The 17,384-nt window shown below is 32.8% G+C and carries 15 protein-coding genes; 2 read left to right on the top strand and 13 right to left on the bottom strand.

The genetic code is table 11. The features are described from left to right. Positions 1 to 6: 6 nt before the first annotated feature. From AK212_RS09560 to AK212_RS09580, 5 genes are all read right to left on the bottom strand, one after another. Entirely contained in the window at positions 7 to 3,900 is a 3,894-nt protein-coding gene (locus AK212_RS09560; RefSeq protein ID WP_053030490.1) for a DNA translocase FtsK, read from the bottom strand. A gap of 17 nt (positions 3,901 to 3,917) precedes the next feature. Next, positions 3,918 to 4,517 (bottom strand): YtpR family tRNA-binding protein, encoded by a 600-nt coding sequence (gene ytpR / locus AK212_RS09565; protein ID WP_053030491.1) that lies wholly within the window; start codon positions 4,515 to 4,517, stop codon positions 3,918 to 3,920. Positions 4,518 to 4,538: 21 nt separating this feature from the next. Continuing rightward, complete coding sequence (locus AK212_RS09570) at positions 4,539 to 5,396, bottom strand: DUF1444 domain-containing protein (RefSeq protein WP_053030495.1); 858 nt, start codon at positions 5,394 to 5,396, stop codon at positions 4,539 to 4,541. Positions 5,397 to 5,505: 109 nt separating this feature from the next. Beyond that, positions 5,506 to 5,820 (bottom strand): thioredoxin family protein, encoded by a 315-nt coding sequence (locus AK212_RS09575; RefSeq protein ID WP_053030497.1) that lies wholly within the window; start codon positions 5,818 to 5,820, stop codon positions 5,506 to 5,508. A 12-nt stretch (positions 5,821 to 5,832) separates the two neighbouring features. Then, positions 5,833 to 6,906, bottom strand: coding sequence for a M42 family metallopeptidase (locus AK212_RS09580; RefSeq protein WP_053030499.1), 1,074 nt, complete (start codon positions 6,904 to 6,906; stop codon positions 5,833 to 5,835). A gap of 86 nt (positions 6,907 to 6,992) precedes the next feature. Between AK212_RS09580 and AK212_RS09585 the strand changes: the two genes are divergently transcribed. Continuing rightward, complete coding sequence (locus AK212_RS09585) at positions 6,993 to 7,310, top strand: hypothetical protein (protein WP_053030503.1); 318 nt, start codon at positions 6,993 to 6,995, stop codon at positions 7,308 to 7,310. Between the two features lie 120 nt (positions 7,311 to 7,430). On the opposite strand, the gene AK212_RS09590 is transcribed toward AK212_RS09585, so the two are convergent. From AK212_RS09590 to AK212_RS09625, 8 genes are all read right to left on the bottom strand, one after another. Continuing rightward, the gene (locus AK212_RS09590; protein ID WP_053030504.1) at positions 7,431 to 8,252 is read right to left on the bottom strand and encodes a YtnP family quorum-quenching lactonase; all 822 of its coding nucleotides are present in this window, start codon (positions 8,250 to 8,252) and stop codon (positions 7,431 to 7,433) included. Between the two features lie 234 nt (positions 8,253 to 8,486). Further along, complete coding sequence (gene trmB / locus AK212_RS09595; RefSeq protein ID WP_053030505.1) at positions 8,487 to 9,137, bottom strand: tRNA (guanosine(46)-N7)-methyltransferase TrmB; 651 nt, start codon at positions 9,135 to 9,137, stop codon at positions 8,487 to 8,489. 14 nt (positions 9,138 to 9,151) lie between these two features. Further along, complete coding sequence (locus AK212_RS09600) at positions 9,152 to 9,943, bottom strand: phosphotransferase family protein (protein WP_053030507.1); 792 nt, start codon at positions 9,941 to 9,943, stop codon at positions 9,152 to 9,154. Positions 9,944 to 10,400: 457 nt separating this feature from the next. Beyond that, positions 10,401 to 11,249 (bottom strand): D-amino-acid transaminase, encoded by an 849-nt coding sequence (gene dat / locus AK212_RS09605; RefSeq protein ID WP_053030508.1) that lies wholly within the window; start codon positions 11,247 to 11,249, stop codon positions 10,401 to 10,403. Positions 11,250 to 11,252: 3 nt separating this feature from the next. Beyond that, positions 11,253 to 12,662, bottom strand: coding sequence for a Cys-Gly-3M3SH dipeptidase (locus AK212_RS09610; RefSeq protein ID WP_053030510.1), 1,410 nt, complete (start codon positions 12,660 to 12,662; stop codon positions 11,253 to 11,255). A 390-nt stretch (positions 12,663 to 13,052) separates the two neighbouring features. After that, positions 13,053 to 13,478 carry a YtxH domain-containing protein gene (locus AK212_RS09615; protein ID WP_053030512.1) on the bottom strand — a complete coding sequence of 142 codons (426 nt, stop codon included), beginning with the start codon at positions 13,476 to 13,478 and terminating at the stop codon, positions 13,053 to 13,055. 17 nt (positions 13,479 to 13,495) lie between these two features. Next, positions 13,496 to 14,191, bottom strand: a complete 696-nt coding sequence (locus tag AK212_RS09620) for a pseudouridine synthase (protein WP_053030514.1) — start codon at positions 14,189 to 14,191, stop codon at positions 13,496 to 13,498. Next, positions 14,188 to 15,825 (bottom strand): putative polysaccharide biosynthesis protein, encoded by a 1,638-nt coding sequence (locus AK212_RS09625; RefSeq protein ID WP_053030516.1) that lies wholly within the window; start codon positions 15,823 to 15,825, stop codon positions 14,188 to 14,190. The genes AK212_RS09620 and AK212_RS09625 overlap by 4 nt, the downstream gene beginning before the upstream one ends. A gap of 269 nt (positions 15,826 to 16,094) precedes the next feature. Between AK212_RS09625 and AK212_RS09630 the strand changes: the two genes are divergently transcribed. After that, positions 16,095 to 17,348, top strand: coding sequence for a BaiN/RdsA family NAD(P)/FAD-dependent oxidoreductase (locus AK212_RS09630; RefSeq protein ID WP_053030518.1), 1,254 nt, complete (start codon positions 16,095 to 16,097; stop codon positions 17,346 to 17,348). The last annotated feature ends 36 nt before the right edge of the window (positions 17,349 to 17,384 follow it).

Genomic DNA, 17,384 nt, shown 5'->3' on the forward strand with positions numbered 1-17,384 from the left:
TTTAATTTAATCTTTCTTTAAATCTGCTTCAGTAATAAATACATCTCTAGGTTTAGAACCGTTTGCACCAGAAATATAATCTAACTGTTCAAGTTGGTCTACGATTCGTGCAGCACGGTTATATCCAATTTGGAAGTGTCTTTGAATTAATGAAGTGGAAATATGTCCTTCTTTAACCATAAATTCACACACATCATCGAATAATTCGTCTTGAGCTTGTGTTTGGTTCTTTTTAAGTAATTCCTTCTCCTCGAACAAATAGTTCGGTTCTCTTTGTTCTTTAATGAAATCAACTACATCATCAATCTCATCATCTGAAACAAATGTACCTTGGACACGAATTGGTTTATTCATTCCACTACCTAAGTAAAGCATATCGCCATAGCCTAACAAGCGTTCCGCACCACCACTGTCTAAAATGGTTCTTGAGTCAACGCTTGAAGATACCATAAATGCAATACGTGTAGGTATATTGGCTTTAATTAAGCCAGTTATAACATTGACAGATGGTCGTTGTGTTGCAACCAACATATGAATGCCACATGCACGCGCCTTTTGTGCTATTCGAGCAATTGATTGTTCTACCTCTTGCGGTGCCATCATCATTAAATCTGCTAACTCATCAATAACAATAACAATTTTTGGCATTCTTTGCTCATACGGTGCTTTTTTGTTGAAAGCAGTAATGTTTCTTACATGGAATTGCGCAAATAATTTGTAACGTTTTTCCATTTCGTCAACGGCCCATTTTAAACTTTGTGTGGCTGCCTTAACATCAGTAATAACCGGTGAAACTAAATGCGGTAAATCGTTGTATGGTGCAAGTTCAACCATCTTAGGATCAATTAGTAATAACCTTAATTCTTCTGGATGATTTTTGTAAAGTAATGACATTAAAATACTATTGATACAGACTGATTTACCTGATCCGGTTGCACCCGCAATAAGGGCGTGTGGTGTCTTAGCAATATCCATTAACAATGGTTCATTGTTAATTCTATTACCCATGGCTACGGTTAATTTAGACTCAGCATTTTTAAATTTTGGACTTTCTAAAATAGATTTTAAGTTAACTTTCGTAGGATTTAAGTTTGGTACTTCAATACCTACTAAACTTGTTCCAGGAATTGGTGCTTCAATTCGAATGTCTTTCGCAGCTAACGCCATTTTAATATCATCCTGTAAAGCTGTAATTCGTGAAACTTTGACACCCTTCTCTACTGCCAATTCAAACCGAGTTACACTTGGTCCTTCAGTTACATGTTGCACTTCAGCCGGTACATTAAAATAATAAAAGGCATCATTTAGCTCTTGTTTCTTCTCTTCAATCCATGCCTCATCGATTTCATGTGCTTCATGATCTTCTAATAAATCAAGGCTAGGTAGTTTAATATTTGGACCTCTTCTAATTGTACCTTTAGCATTATGATCTTCTTTTTGATGGTGGTTTGAAGATACAATAGTTTGATCGTCTGCTGAAACGGTTGGATTCACTTCTTGATGATTGTTCATATCATGATTTGAATGTACAGCTTGGTTAAATTGTTCTTCACTGTCTGTATCAGTATTTTGGCTGTTTTCGAGAGGTTCTTCTACTAGGTTATCGTCATCTCTGTTTATGTCATTATTTAAATTTTTATCTTGTTCATCTGAATGATTGATATGATAGTTTGAATGCGTAGACTCTGTTCGAGACTCAGATAATGTATTTTCATTGTCACGAGATTCATTTGTATGATGGTTGACTTCTGATTCACGCTTTTTAGTTTGAACATGTTGTTTTGTCTCAGGCTTTAATTCTGGCACATTCACTTTATGTTTCGATACAGATTCTTTTTTTGCATCCATCATTCTTTTTTTATCAGAAGGTGTCATAACTACATTAAACGGTTTACTTCCTGGCGTGATAGACATTTTTTCAGGTACTTTTTTAGCTTCCTTATGTGTTATTTCTGATTTATCGTCGCCATTGTTAATGTGTTCATCTTCCACACCTTGTACTGATTCATCTGTATCTTTAACTGCAAATGAATCATCCATTTTATTAGAAGGGTCATTATGTGTTTTCGTTGACTGTGATACATTTTGGCTCTCTATATTTGTATTTTGAGAGACTCCATTCGTTTCGTCATCTTCTTTAGTGGCATATTCCACTTCAGACGTTACAGCATTTCTAATTGCATGATTCACATTTTCAGTTGATACATCTTCATCATCTTCTATGGCAGATGTTTCATCTGATAAAGATTCATTTTCGGACATACTGTCAGTGTGTGACTCCACGTCATCTATTTCTCTAAATTGTGCATCATCAACAGTTCCATTATGGTTGTCGTCATGAATGTTTTCACTTAAACTATCTGAATCATCATTATTAGATTGTAATTGTACCGCTTCTTCATCTGCTACGTCGTGATGGTAATTTGATTCTTTTGTAGATTCGTCAATCGCTTCATTAGAATGACGTTGTGCCTCATCATGATTAACATTTGATAATTGATCATTTGGAACATCTTTAACTTGTACATCATCTTGGTTAACTTCTTGCACACTTGAAACTTGGTTTAAATCAATCTCTTCATAATTATATGGTGCATTTGTCTCTTCGATATACTCTTGTTGTTCAATATTATGGTCTATGTCACTATCATCTTTCGATTGAGCGTTAGATGTCTCATGATGTGCAACGTCTTCTACTTGTGCTTGGCTCTCAACATGGTCATTGTTGTTTTTGTACTCTTCATTAACACCCTCTGTTACATCACTATGTAAATGGTCAGAGTGGTTTAATGAACTTTCGCCAATATATTGTTCAGCTTGCTTAGCATACATTTCATCAATAGCTCTTTGAATACTATCTTCTTCATCAGTCTGTTGACGTTTGTTTTGCAATGCTTGTTTAAATTTACGTTTTTGTTGAACTTTACGCTCTCTTTCTTTTCTAATCTCCTCTACGATTTGAGAAGCATAAATATTTTCTATATTTACCGTGTTATCACGTTTTGAATAGTTTGGCGTACGTTCATAGTGATTAGAAGTATCAGCATTTCCTTCAACGATTGATTGTTGTTCACTGTTAACTGGTGCATTCTCTTGTGAAGTTAAATGTTCACCATCAAATTTTTGTCTGCTATCTTTTTCATTTTTACTTTCATGCGGAACGTGTTCTACCGTGCTCGAATGATGCTTGGTTTTAGACTCACTTGTATCTGTGTCATCTTTCACTGGTGGTATAACACCGTTTTCAATAGGTCTACGCTTTTTAGTTCCGAAAATAGCTGATGGTACTTCTGAAGTTTTAAAACTTGAACGGTGATATGTAGGTTCAGAACTCAAATGATAATTCGATTTGAATCTTTCTGATTGTAATTTCATCCTAGATTGATTTGAATTAGCGCTTCTGTAATTAGCAGTATTCGTTCTAGAATGTGTATTTTGACGTTTGTTAAAACGTTGAGATGTACTCGTATTATGAGTTCTACTTGATGTTTGAGAAGTTCTTGACTTAATAGAAGGCATACCAGAATCATCTTGACTCACATGTTTTCTTCTACGATGTCTTCTTGCATTTTCAGCACGATCATCATCTGAGTAACTATTCATGTGACCCGTATAGTCATCATATTCATATGAACCGTATTGATTATCTTTCAATGTTGAATGGTTCTCTTTATCATCATTACTTTCGCGATAAGTTGCTTCTTCATACGTTTCATCTCGACCCACATCGATTGGGAATCGAAACTTACCTTTTGGACGATCGTAAATATCATTATTTTCAGGAAGTAATGAATCATCTTTGCTTTGAGTTAGATCGCCATTGCGACGTTTACTTTTGCGTCTAAGCAATTCATCATCAGAATTGTCTTTGTTACTAAATAAATCATCAAACCAACTCATACATTCACTTCCTTCCTTTATTCATCAAAAAATGCTTGACCGACTTTATAGTCATCACTTAAAACCATAATACCTTTTTCTTGAGGTGCATTAGGTAAATTTAATTCTCTCATTGAGCAAACCATACCGCTTGAAGCAACACCACGTAATTCAGCATCTTTAATAACCATTCCACTCGGCATTACGGCACCAACTTTAGCAACAACCACTTTTTGTCCAGCTTCTACATTTGGCGCACCACAAACGATTTGTAAATGGTCATTACCGACATCTATTTTTAAAATACTTAATTCATCCGCATCTGGATGCTTATCTTTAGTTTCAACATAACCAACTACAAATTTAGGAGATAAATCTGCATTTAGTTGATACGTTAATCCAGATTCATTAATAGCTTTTTGTAATGCATCTACAAGCTCAGAAGTTAATTTAATATGTCCATTACCGTTGATTTGATGATAATTTGAAAACTTAAATAGATTGAAGCCAACAATCGTTCCTTCTTTACTAATTTCAACAACATCTCCAGATTTCTTATATTCAAACGGTCCATCTGTAGGTTCAATTTGTAGAAAAGCTACATCCCCTACGCCTTCTTTATTGTAAAATAAATTCATTTTAAATCTCCTCTATATCAATTATTTCTTATTATTAAATTTTTTACGATTTGCTTCCAATCGTTGTATCACATTGGGGTCTCTTTTTTGTTTGTTATTTTTACCCAAAATGAAGATAGGTTCGAAGTGACCTTTTTCATAACCAAATGATAATGAAGTAATAGGGACTAATCCTTTAGTAAAGAATTCCATAGTTAAATGTGCCATTACATCATAACCAGTTTTATTTCGAATATCAGCAATAATTAAGACATCTTGATGTGGTACAGCCACTAACATTTCACCTTCACATTGTTGATAGATATCATCTAAAAATTTGGTATTTAAAACACGACTGGCATCATAGCCATCATTAGAGTTTACAAAATAAAAAATATTCCCTTTAACTTCATCTGTTTTATATTGATTATTAAGTTTACGTATATTAAATAGTGACATTTCCTTAACTTGTTGTTCAGTCAATCCAAGTGATTCAAGCATACTTTCGTCAATTAAGCGATAAGACTTACCTAAATCGAGTGCATAATAGATATTTGTTTCTGCTGTATGCTTTTCAATTATAAATGGATGACCATCTTTTGTTTTTTTATCAAAGCTTGTAGCACGAATGACAGGCATAATTTGAATGTCATTCATTTTCTCAATACTTTGATCATCCATTTGAGCGATGGCTTCTTCAACATAATATACAATCTCATCTATAATTTTCTCTTTTTGGACTTCATATTTAGCGACAATAGCGTTTAATTTGATTGTTACGCCTTTATGGTTGTCTTGTCTATATATACGTAACGTTTCTTCTTCACGATCAAATTTAAAATCAACATTTAAATGCGCTAAACGTTGTTTCAATTTATCTCTTACTTGAAAAACATTCATGTTTAACACTCCTATATTCGCACCTTATCCTATTTTACAATAAATTTGTGGTCAATTACAGAAAAAATCAATTGTACATATCATTCTAAAAACCTTTTAAATGATTTATCTATTTATCAAACTGACTTAAAAATTCATCGATTTGTACTATAGATTTGCGTTCTTTTCCAATGTAACTTCCTACTAATTCGTCATCTTTAAATACTAAAAAGCTTGGAATACCCATGATATCATGTTCTATGGCTAAATCTATAAATTGGTCTCTATCTACAGAAACGAAGTTAAAATCTTTATATTTCTCTTCCAATTGAGGTAGATCAGGTTCAATGACACGACAGTCAGGACACCAACCTGCCGTAAATTCAAATACGGTATGCTCTTTCTTAAGTGACTTGAATTGTGATTCAGATTCTAAATTAATCATTCTATTCGCTCCTTATTCTTGAAATTGTAATTTATTAATTTGTTCTTCAGTTAAGTTGAGTATAACTTGTTCTAGTAATTGTCTTGCTGAGAAATAATCTCTAATATCAAAAACAGCATTAGTACTGTGAATGTATCTAGCACAAACACCAATTACAGCAGTTGGAATACCAATATTAGCTTTGTGAATTTCACCACCATCTGTGCCACCCGGTGAAATATAATATTGGTAATTTATATTATTATCATCTGCTAATTTAAGTAGATAGTCTCTAAATTCAGGTTGTAAAATCATGGTACCGTCTTTAATTCGAATTAAAGTCCCTTCACCTAATTCACCTGATAATTGATTTGCACCTTTAATATCATTTGCTGGAGAACAATCCACTACAAGTGCAACATCGGGTTGAATGAGTTCAGCTGCTGCTTTTGCACCACGTAAGCCTACTTCTTCTTGAACATTAGCGCCAACGTATAAATCAACATCCAAATCGACATTCTTCAACAATTCTAATATTTCAATCGCAATGACACAACCATATCGATTATCCCATGCTTTCGCGCTATATCGATGTTCAGTTAATTGCGTTAATTCAGTATTCGGAACAATCGTATCTCCTATTTCTATTCCCATCTGTCTTACTTCATCATCAGAACTTGCACCGATATCTAGCATCAAATCTTTTATTTCTGGCACCGCTTCGTTGCCTGTTCTAAAATGTTTCGGAATATTAGAGACAATCCCTACTATAATGTCGCCTTTTCTATTTTTTACTTGAAGACGTTGACCTTGCCAAATATCGTTTGCTACACCACCAAGATTGGTAAACTGTAGCATACCATTCGAAGTAATGTTTGTAATCATGAACCCTATTTCATCCATATGCGCAGCAATCATTACCTTCTTAGCATTAGCTTTTTTAGATTTTTTAACGCCATAGAAACCACCCATACGATTTACGATAAACTCATCAACATATGGTGACATTTCATTTTTCATATAATTTCGTACATCCTCTTCAAAACCTGGTGCACCATGTAATTCGGTTAATGCCTTAATTCGTTCTAATGTTTTATGCTTATCCATCTTAACTAACACACTCCTTAAATGTATTATATCATTTTGAATATGGTACACTAATGATAAGAACTATTAATAGAGAGGTAGAGATTATGACACGTCAAACTTACAAATACATCTCAATTTCAGTTGCTCTAGTTACAGGTATAGCCACTGTCTTTTTTATTTATTTCCTAAAAGAAAAGAATAAAATGCAAAATCCTGATAAAGTATTGGATGAAGCCAAATCTTACTTTATGAACATCACAGGATCGTTTATTCTTCATGAGCCGTATGTAGATGACAATCTATATCCAAATCGTTTCATTTTTCAAGGCGGCATTACTCAAGTTAAGAATGATCAAAAGATGGAATATATCTTTTATGCAGATGCAAAATCTGGTGAAATTTTAAATATTATTGAATTATAATAAACTGAACATAATAGGGAGCTGGACTGAATGAATATAAATTCTTAGTCCGGCTCCCTATTATAATCGTTCATTAAAAAATGGATAACAACGTTACCAAATCGCTTTATATCACTTTCTTTATCGTTTAATTGATTGCTTAATCGTCTTTCCATCTGACTCATATTGCGTCGCGAAGTAAACATGATCATGATAATATAAGAACCAATAATCATGATAAATAAAGTATGGTATTAATCTTTCTTTTTCTCGAATAGACGTCATTGGGTAATCATCATATGCCATAACCCAAAGTGGATTGGTATGTGCATTTGTAGGTAATATATCGGACATGTGAACTGCACGCTCACCTTCACTCTCAATTGTAATAATTGATTGTCCATAACTATGACCACCAACATGCTTCATATGAATCCCTGGATAAACTTCAATGAATTCATCAAAAAGTATCATTTTATCTTCATATGTACCTCTATTTATTTCCCAATAGGTTGCTTTACTACGAATGTTTGGACTTATAAATTCATGCCACTCGTCTTGTTGCACATAGTGCATTGCATTTGGAAAAATAGAATTACCCTCAGTATCCGTTAACCCTGTCGCATGATCAAAATGCATATGTGACATTAATACAATATCGATATCTTCCACAGTCAAATTTAATTTTTCTAAATCAAATTGAATATGACTTTCATATTCGACACCATAATTTTTAAGTTGTTTGTCTGTTAATTTATGATTTCCAATTCCAGCATCGATGATAATGTTCTTATCGCCAGTCTGAATTAAAATTGGATATGTTAAGTTAGGAACTTGATTTCTTTCATTCACATCATACTTTTTCGTCCACAGCGGTTTAGGTACAACGCCAAAGATAGCACCACCATCCATTTGCGTCATACCCCCATTTAAATAAGTGATATTAAATGCACCTAACTTCATATTAAACACCTTCCATCTTTTTATTTATCAAGTATTTCAATATATGAAATAATCTTACATTACAATATCCAATTTAAGAATATATAAACAGAAAAGAGCAGAACAGAATTCTTGTCGAATTCAATGTTCCACTCTTGGAATGACGTTTTAAACTATAACAAGTGATGCATTAGCCTTCACTCAATCTCACTAACTACCGTGAATCTTCATGATGATCAAAGTCACAACTTTAAATTAATGTTCAATGTCTTTATGAAATTTTGCTTCCATTCGATAAATTCTAGAACCTTTATCGGAAAATTTCTTCTCATATTCTGTCAATATATTATCTTCATCATCTTCTTCATGAAGATTGAGATTTAATTTAGTAAAGTACATACCATATTGCGACATACTTTCTAAACTAAACGCGAATAAGCCTCTGTTATCCGTTTTAAAATGGATTTCTCCATCTTCTTTAAGGATTTGTTGATATAGCGCTAAAAAAGTATGATATGTTAATCGACGTTTAGCGTGTCTTTTTTTCGGCCATGGGTCAGAGAAATTTAAATAAATTCGTGCAACTTCACCATCATTGAAATACTCATTTAATTCTATAGCGTCATTACATATCATTTTTAAATTTGTCAGGCCTTGTTCTTTCACTTTATCTAGTACTTTATACATGACACTTTTTTCGCGTTCCATAGATACAAAATTAATTTCTGGGAATTTAGAGGCTAACGTTGTTATAAACTGCCCCATACCAGAGCCAATTTCTATATAGATGGGTTGTTCTTTATCAAACCACTCCGACATTTTTCCTGCATGTGTGCCATCCATATCTACTAAATCAGGATGTTCTTTTAAATAATCTTCCGCCCATGGTTTATAGCGAACTCTCATACTTGAAATCTCCCTTAGATAAATAAATTACTATTCATAACCTCGTTTAAAAATTTTAGCCAATTATTCATATCTTTGAATCTTTTTTGCTCTTCATACCATTGAACCATACCAATTGATTGAATGACTGTATACCATTTCATACGTTTATTTAAGTCTATGCTTTCTTCTACGCCATACGTCTTAAACCAGTCAGACCAATTTTTTTCGGGAACGTAGTTATAGAGCAGCATTCCAATATCAATAGCAGGATCGGCAATCATTGCGCCTTCCCAATCTACTAAGAATAATTCATCTCTATCAGATAGTAGCCAGTTGTTATGATTTACATCTCCATGTACAACCGTAAAGAAACGAGAATCCATATTGGGGATATGTTCTTCAAGGTATGTTAATGATTTACGAATAATGTGATGTGTTAATACTTCTCTTGATAGTGATGCATTAATCTTTTTCAACATGATATTAGGCGTGATGGGTTCCATTTCCATACGTTTAAGCATATTCAGTAAAGGTTTAGAACCATGAATCTTTTTAAGCAATGCAGCAACACGTGCTTGATACATTTCATCTGGTTCAAGTTCTCTGCCATTTTTCCAGTGTTGGGCTGTGACAACTTCACCTGTTTCAATACGTTTGGTCCATACTAATTTAGGTACAATACCTTCAGCTGACAATGCTGCAATAAATGGATTAGAATTACGCTTTAAAAATAGCTTTTGACCGTCCTGTTCAGCCATATATGCTTCACCAGAAGCACCTCCTGCTGAATCAAGTGTCCACCCTAATTGATAAAACTGCTCCAACTCGTTCACCTCACTTTCAATTAGAAAATGGCTCGAGAAATATAGTTTTCAAGAGCCATATATTCTAATTTGATATAATCGTTTGTTGGAAAACACGACTATATATTTCTAAATAATTATATTTTTATACATAAGTTATTATTATAAATAAATTGTTACTGTCCCCAAACATTTATTTAAATAAATACGTCTCTTTTATCACTCAATGATGATTTTATAATTTTTAGCCTTTTTTTTCAACTGAAAATGAGAAACAAAAAGATACATTTTACTAGTCGATTATGGCTAAATTACGTTTCAATCTTTAGGTTTTATTATAACACATTTTCAGACCATTAAACTGCGTATTTTTAATTTAATTCATGAAATTTATTTACATTATAAAATCAAAAAGAACGTACTCAAATTCTATAAATTTAGAATCAGTACGTTCTTTAATAATCAATTATTTATTTAATTAATTACTTCTCGTTTCAATGTATTTATTAAATCCTTCTTGAAGTTTGCGCGTAACAGGTCCTACTGTGCCTTCACCAACTTGCTCACCATCTATTTTAACAACAGGTGTCACTTCGGCAGATGTACTTGAAACAATGACTTCATCAGCATTTTTCAAAAATTCAACAGTAAACGTTTCTTCTTTAAATGGAATATCTTCATCTTCAGATATCCATTTAATTACTTTACGCGTAATACCATTCAAAATGTAATTATTAACGGGATGCGTATAGATTGCACCATCTTTAATTGCATACACATTACTTGAAGCACCTTCTGTAACTATATCGCCTCTATGTTGAATTGCTTCACTTGTGTTGTATTTAACTGCATATTCTTTTGCAAGTACATTTCCTAAAAGGTTTAAACTTTTAATGTCGCAACGTAACCATCTAATATCTTCTACAGTTGCTGCATTGATTCCGTTTTCCAAATCTTCAAAAGGTCGATCGTAACTTTTAGCAAATGCCATAATGACAGGCTTTACGTCAGGTGTTGGGAAAGAATGATTTCTTGGTGCTACACCACGTGTAGCTTGGATGTAAATGCCACCATTTTTTATTTGATTTACCTTTAATAATTCTCTAACTACATCAATTAATTCTTCGACTGTATATCCTAAATCTAATTGTATTTCCGCAGCACTTCTTAAAAAACGCTCGAAATGTTCTGTAACTGTAAATAATTTCCCGTCATATGCTCGAATGTATTCATAAATACCATCACCGAATACATAACCACGATCTTCATAAGAGACTTTTGCTTCACTTTGATCGATAAATTCACCGTTAATAAATACTTTTGTCATAGTTTATCCCTCCACACATAGTGAGTAAATTGCTTCTAAATAGATACTTGTTGCATTGAATAATTGTTTTTTAGTAATATATTCATTCTTTTGATGCATTAAATCCTCTGAATCTTCAAACATGGCTCCAAATGCCACACCTTTATCAAGGTTTCTAGCATATGTACCTCCACCTATTGTATAGGGTTCAGACATATCGCCAGTTTGATTTCTATAAGCTGTAACTAATTTCTGTACAAAAGGATCATTTTTGTCTACAAAATGAGGTTGCTGAACTTTGCCTAATTCAAGATCAAATCCATATTCTTTAATTTCTTTAGTAAATCGCTGTATAGCTTCTTCAAATTCAAAATTTTGTGGATAACGTAAATTAATGCCAAATCGGCCAGCATGTTTATGGTCATAAGAAATAATACCAACATTTGTAGTTACATCGCCCATAACATCTGTATGGAATTTCATTCCCATCTTCTCACCAAAATGTGATTCGTGAAGGTAACGATTACTAAAGTCTACAAATTCTCTTGCTGTTTGATTTAGATTTAATGTTGATAAGAAATCTAATAAGTATAAGCCAGCATTAACACCTAATGATGGATCCATACCATGAACAGCTTTACCTTCAACCGTTAGGACTAACTCTCCACTATCAACGACACTCTCACCTTGTAGTTTATGCTCATCTAAATAGTGTTCGAAATGCTGAACAACGTCGGTCATGTTTTCTTTGACAAATACGCGTGCTTGAGCATGATCAGGTACCATATTGTAACGTTGACCAGATTCAAACGAAATCAATTCATAATCTGGTTCATCTTGATCTTCAGACGTACTATTCTGAACTAAATCGAAAGTTGTGATTCCTTTTTCTCCATGAATAGCTGGAAATTCTGCATCAGGTGCAAATCCTAATGCTGGCATTTCTTCCGTTTGGAAATATCTTTCAGTACATTTCCAATCTGACTCTTCATCTGTACCAATAATGATATGAATACGTTTCTTCCAATCAACTTTCATTTCATTTAAAATTTTGACTGCGTAATAGGCTGCTATTGTCGGTCCTTTGTCATCTAGCGTACCTCTAGCAATAATTGCATCATCAGTTACCACAGGATTAAATGGATCTGAGTCCCATCCATCTCCTGCAGGCACGACATCGACATGACATAAAATACCTAAAACATCGTCACCTTTACCTGCTTCAATTCTGCCTGCAATATGATCTACATCATGGGTAGAAAAACCATCTCTTTGTGCTATTTCGTACATATAATCAAGCGCTTGACGAGGCCCCGGACCAACTGGAGTTTCATCAGATGCTTTTGAATCATCTCTGACACTCTCAATCGAAAGTAAACCTTTCAAATCATCGATTATTTGACCTTCATATTCTTGAACTTTCTCTTTCCACATTCGAGATCAACTTCCTTTTCAATAAATATACAGTTTATTTTACATAACTATAACGAAAAATTACAGTAAGATGTCAGAATATTTATAGATTTTATAAAATTTTATGTTAAAAATTTTATAAAACCTCCATATTTATACGCTATTTGACGCAGTTTGTGTAAATCATACATATCAATGACATTTAATTTTTTGTACACAAATCTTTCATTCCATATTTATAAAAAAAGAATGGGACAGAATTCTTTTTAAATTCGTTGTCCCACCCCGAAAGGATGACCAGAACTGAAAAAAGCATGATTTAAGTGTATTCTCAGTTCAGTCAGCTACTGCCTATTGGCAAAGTAGCATTATCATAATGTTATTTCTCTTGCGCTTATAAATATCACAAAATTAATCTTTATCTTCTAACGCATTTTTATTTTTCTTTAAATCTTCTTCAGTGACTACTCTTAAATTGTTATTAACAGTAGCGCCACCTTCATCATCAAATTTACCTTCTTCTAGTGCATCTTCTTTGTTTGCATCTAAATTAGTAAATTTTGATTTTTCTTCTTCTAAGAATGATTTTGGATCATTTTTCAAGCGATTAGCGTATTCTTGAGGGTTATTTCTAACCTCTTGAATTGTTTCATTAGCTTTTGAACCTAATTGACTCGCTAATCCTTTTGCATTTTCTTTATAACTTTCTGGATCTTCTTTGTATTTATTATATTGCTCTTTTAATTTGTCTCTACTTTCTTTTCGAGATAATACAACTGCTGCAGTTGCAGCACCGACTCCAGCAATAATTCTAAATAAGCCTGTAGTTTTAGACATAGTAAACACCTTCTCCTTTATGAATGCTGTAAAAGCTTTAATTCGTCATCTGAGAGTAACTTATACTCACCAGATTTAAGATTTTCATCTAACGCCAAATTAGCGATTTTAAGACGTTTTAATTCTAATACCTCATTTTCAATGGCATGAAACATCCTTTTAACTTGATGATACTTACCTTCATAAATGGTCACCTGTGACGTAGTCTCATTTACTCTTGTTAGTAAAGCAGGTTTAACTGGTCCATCAGATAGCGTGATCCCCTGCTTAAAAGCTTCAATATCATCATCAGATATCGTATGTTGAGAGATGACTTCATATGTCTTTGATACATGTTTAACGGGACTCATCAATTCATGACTAAACTGACCGTCATTTGTGATAAGCAATAATCCCTCTGTATCTTTATCTAATCTACCAACAGGAAAGATATCTAAATGTTGATATTCTGGAATTAAATCTATGACAGTGCGATTCGTTCCATCATGCGTAGCTGAAATATAGCCCTTAGGTTTATTGAGCATAATATAAATATGATTAATAAACGTAATTTGTTTTCCATTTACCATCACAATATCGTCTTCTGGATTAATATGACATTTAGGTGATTTCTCTATCGAATCGTTAACTGTAACGGTCCCTTTTTTTAAAAGTTGCTTTACCTCAGAACGTGTTCCCACACCCATATTAGCTAAAAATTTATCTAATCTCATCTTAAGAAACCAACTTTTCGACGAATTTTACCAGGTAAATCTCCTAAAAACTCATCAGCCAATCTATTTTTAATTGTAATTGTACCATAGATGAGACCACCTACAATAACGCCAATAATCAGAATAATAAACGCTCCAGATTTACGATCGACAGATATGAACAAGCTTAAAATAAAGTAAACAACTTCAACACTTATCATCATGATTAAACTATAAATGAAAATTTTAGCAACTTGAACAAATGTATCTGTAAAATGGAATTTAGCATAAATTTTCAAAATCATTAGGTTCGCGATGTTAGCGACTGTAAGCGCAATAGCAGTACTTAAAACTGCACCTGCTGTATGGAATATCATAATTAATGGAATATTCAAGATTAATTTAACAATTACAGATCCTAAAATTACAAAAACTGTTAATTTTTGTTTGTTAATCCCTTGTAGCATTGACGCAGTTACACTTAATAAAGAAATTAAAATTGCAACTGGTGCATAGTAAAATAGTATTTTATTACCATCTGGATTATATTGATAGAATACAGTGTATAAAGGAGATGATAATGCCATTATTCCAAGACTTGCTGGCACTGTTATGTACATTAATACGCCAATAGACGTTCTAATTTGACGATGCATTTCTGTTAAGCGACCTTCAGCAAAAGTCTTGGTAATAAATGGTATTAAACTAACTGCAAAACCCGCTGCTAATGATGTTGGTATCATAACAATTTTGTTTGTTGTAAAGTTTAAGATAGTAAAGAAATAGTCTTTATTCGCATGGAATCCTGCTGCATCTAATGCATTATTGTGTGTAAATTGGTCCACTAAATTAAATAGTGGGAAATTCAGACTTACAATAACAAATGGAATACTATATGAAATTATTTCTTTATACATTTTAGTATAAGAAACATCTAGTCCAGAATTATCGGATGCTACCATTTTTTGAATATGTGGCTTACGTTTTCGCCAGTAGTACCAAAGCGTTAGTAAACCAGCAATAGCACCTATCGCGGCTGCAAACGTAGCTATACCATTTGCTTGTAAGTAAGAACCATGAAAGACATTTAATACTAAGAAACTTCCGATAAGTATAAACACAATTCTAGCGAGTTGTTCTGTTACCTCAGAAACAGCTGTAGGTCCCATTGATTCGTACCCTTGGAATACACCACGCCATGTAGCAAGTAATGGTATAAATACAACTACCATACTTATCACTCGAATGATCCAAGTAATATCATCAATTGTCCATCCGCCTTTGCCCTCTTTACGTCCTAAAGTTAGAGAAGCAATATCTGGCGCTAAGAAAAATAGAATTAAAAATCCTATTATTCCTGATATGGACATAACGATAAAACTTGATTTATATAATTTCTGTCCAACTTTATACGCACCTAAAGCATTGTACTTAGCTACAAATTTTGAGGCTGCTAATGGTATTCCCGCTGTTGCAACAGCAATTGCGATATTATATGGAACATATGCATAGTTAAATGGTGCTAACTTTTCTTCCGCATTTGCACCCATAATGGCATAAAAAGGAATTACAAAAAGTACACCTAATATTTTAGTTATTAGAATACTTAATGTAATGAGAAAGGTACCTCTTACCATTTCCTTATTTTCACTCATATTTAATCTTCCTGCCTTTTTAATAATCAAATTATTTAATTTAAAACCTTCTTGAAGGGCTTGCATTACTATAAAATATATCACAAAATACTAATTGTTTACTAATGACTTTAATAGTTTTCCTAAATTTAAGTTTAAACGCATAATAAATCAAGATATATATTCATTTGTTAATGAACCAATCTTAAATTATAACTAAAATTGTTAAGAATTCAATCGTAATTTAAATTATAATAATAGCACTAAGATAATAAGACGGAGGTTTCTCAATGTATCAAACAATAATCATAGGTGGTGGACCTAGCGGACTCATGGCTGCAGTTGCTGCATCTGAGCAAAGTGAAAAAGTACTTTTATTAGAGAAAAAGAAAGGTTTAGGTAGAAAACTTAAAATTTCTGGTGGCGGTAGATGTAATGTTACGAATCGATTACCATATGCAGAAATAATTAAAAACATACCAGGTAATGGAAAATTTTTATATAGCCCTTTTTCTGTATTTGATAACGAATCAATCATACACTTTTTTGAATCTAAAGGCGTAAAATTAAAAGAAGAAGATCACGGTCGTATGTTTCCAGTATCTAATAAATCTCAAGATGTAGTAGATACACTTGTAAACACCATTAAACAAAATAAAGTCGATATTAAAGAAGAAACGATCGTTAACGATATTAATGTAGAAGACAATGGGATATTTAAAGTTATAACTGATAAAGGCTCATTTTTAAGTAAAAGTGTCATCATTGCAACTGGAGGCACAAGTGTACCTCAAACAGGTTCAACTGGAGATGGCTACAAATTTGCGGAAAGTTTAGGTCATAGCATTACTGAACTCTTCCCTACTGAAGTTCCTATTACTTCAGCAGAACACTTTATTAAATCCAAAGAACTTAAAGGTTTAAGTCTTAAAGATGTAGAATTATCCGTGCTTAAGAAAAACGGTAAAAAACGAATTAGCCATCAAATGGATATGATATTTACTCATTTTGGTATAAGTGGACCAGCAGCACTAAGATGTAGTCAATTTGTTTATAAAGAACAAAAAAATCAAAAGAAAAAAGAAATTAATATGCAATTAGATGTTTTTCCAGAATACAAAAATCATGTTCTAGAGGAAAAAATAACATCTATTTTAATTGAAGAACCTGATAAGTACATAAAAAATAGTTTAAAAGGACTTATAGAAGAACGATATTTGTTATTTATGCTCAAACGAGCTCAAATCGATGAAAATACTACATATCATCACCTATCAAACCAACAACTAAAACAATTAGTTGACTGTTTTAAAGCCTTTACCTTTAAAGTGAACGGCACTTTACCAATTGATAAAGCCTTTGTAACTGGTGGTGGTGTAAGTTTAAAAGAAATTTGGCCAAAAACGATGATGTCAAAAATACAACCTGGTTTATTTTTATGTGGAGAAGTATTAGATATTCACGGTTATACAGGTGGCTATAATATTACTAGTGCATTAGTAACTGGCCATGTTGCTGGACATGAAGCAGCCATTTTTAAATAGAACAAAAGAACTTCCTTCAAACAAATTAGGATTTAA

The organism is Staphylococcus borealis (assembly GCF_001224225.1).
Taxonomy (GTDB): domain Bacteria; phylum Bacillota; class Bacilli; order Staphylococcales; family Staphylococcaceae; genus Staphylococcus; species Staphylococcus borealis.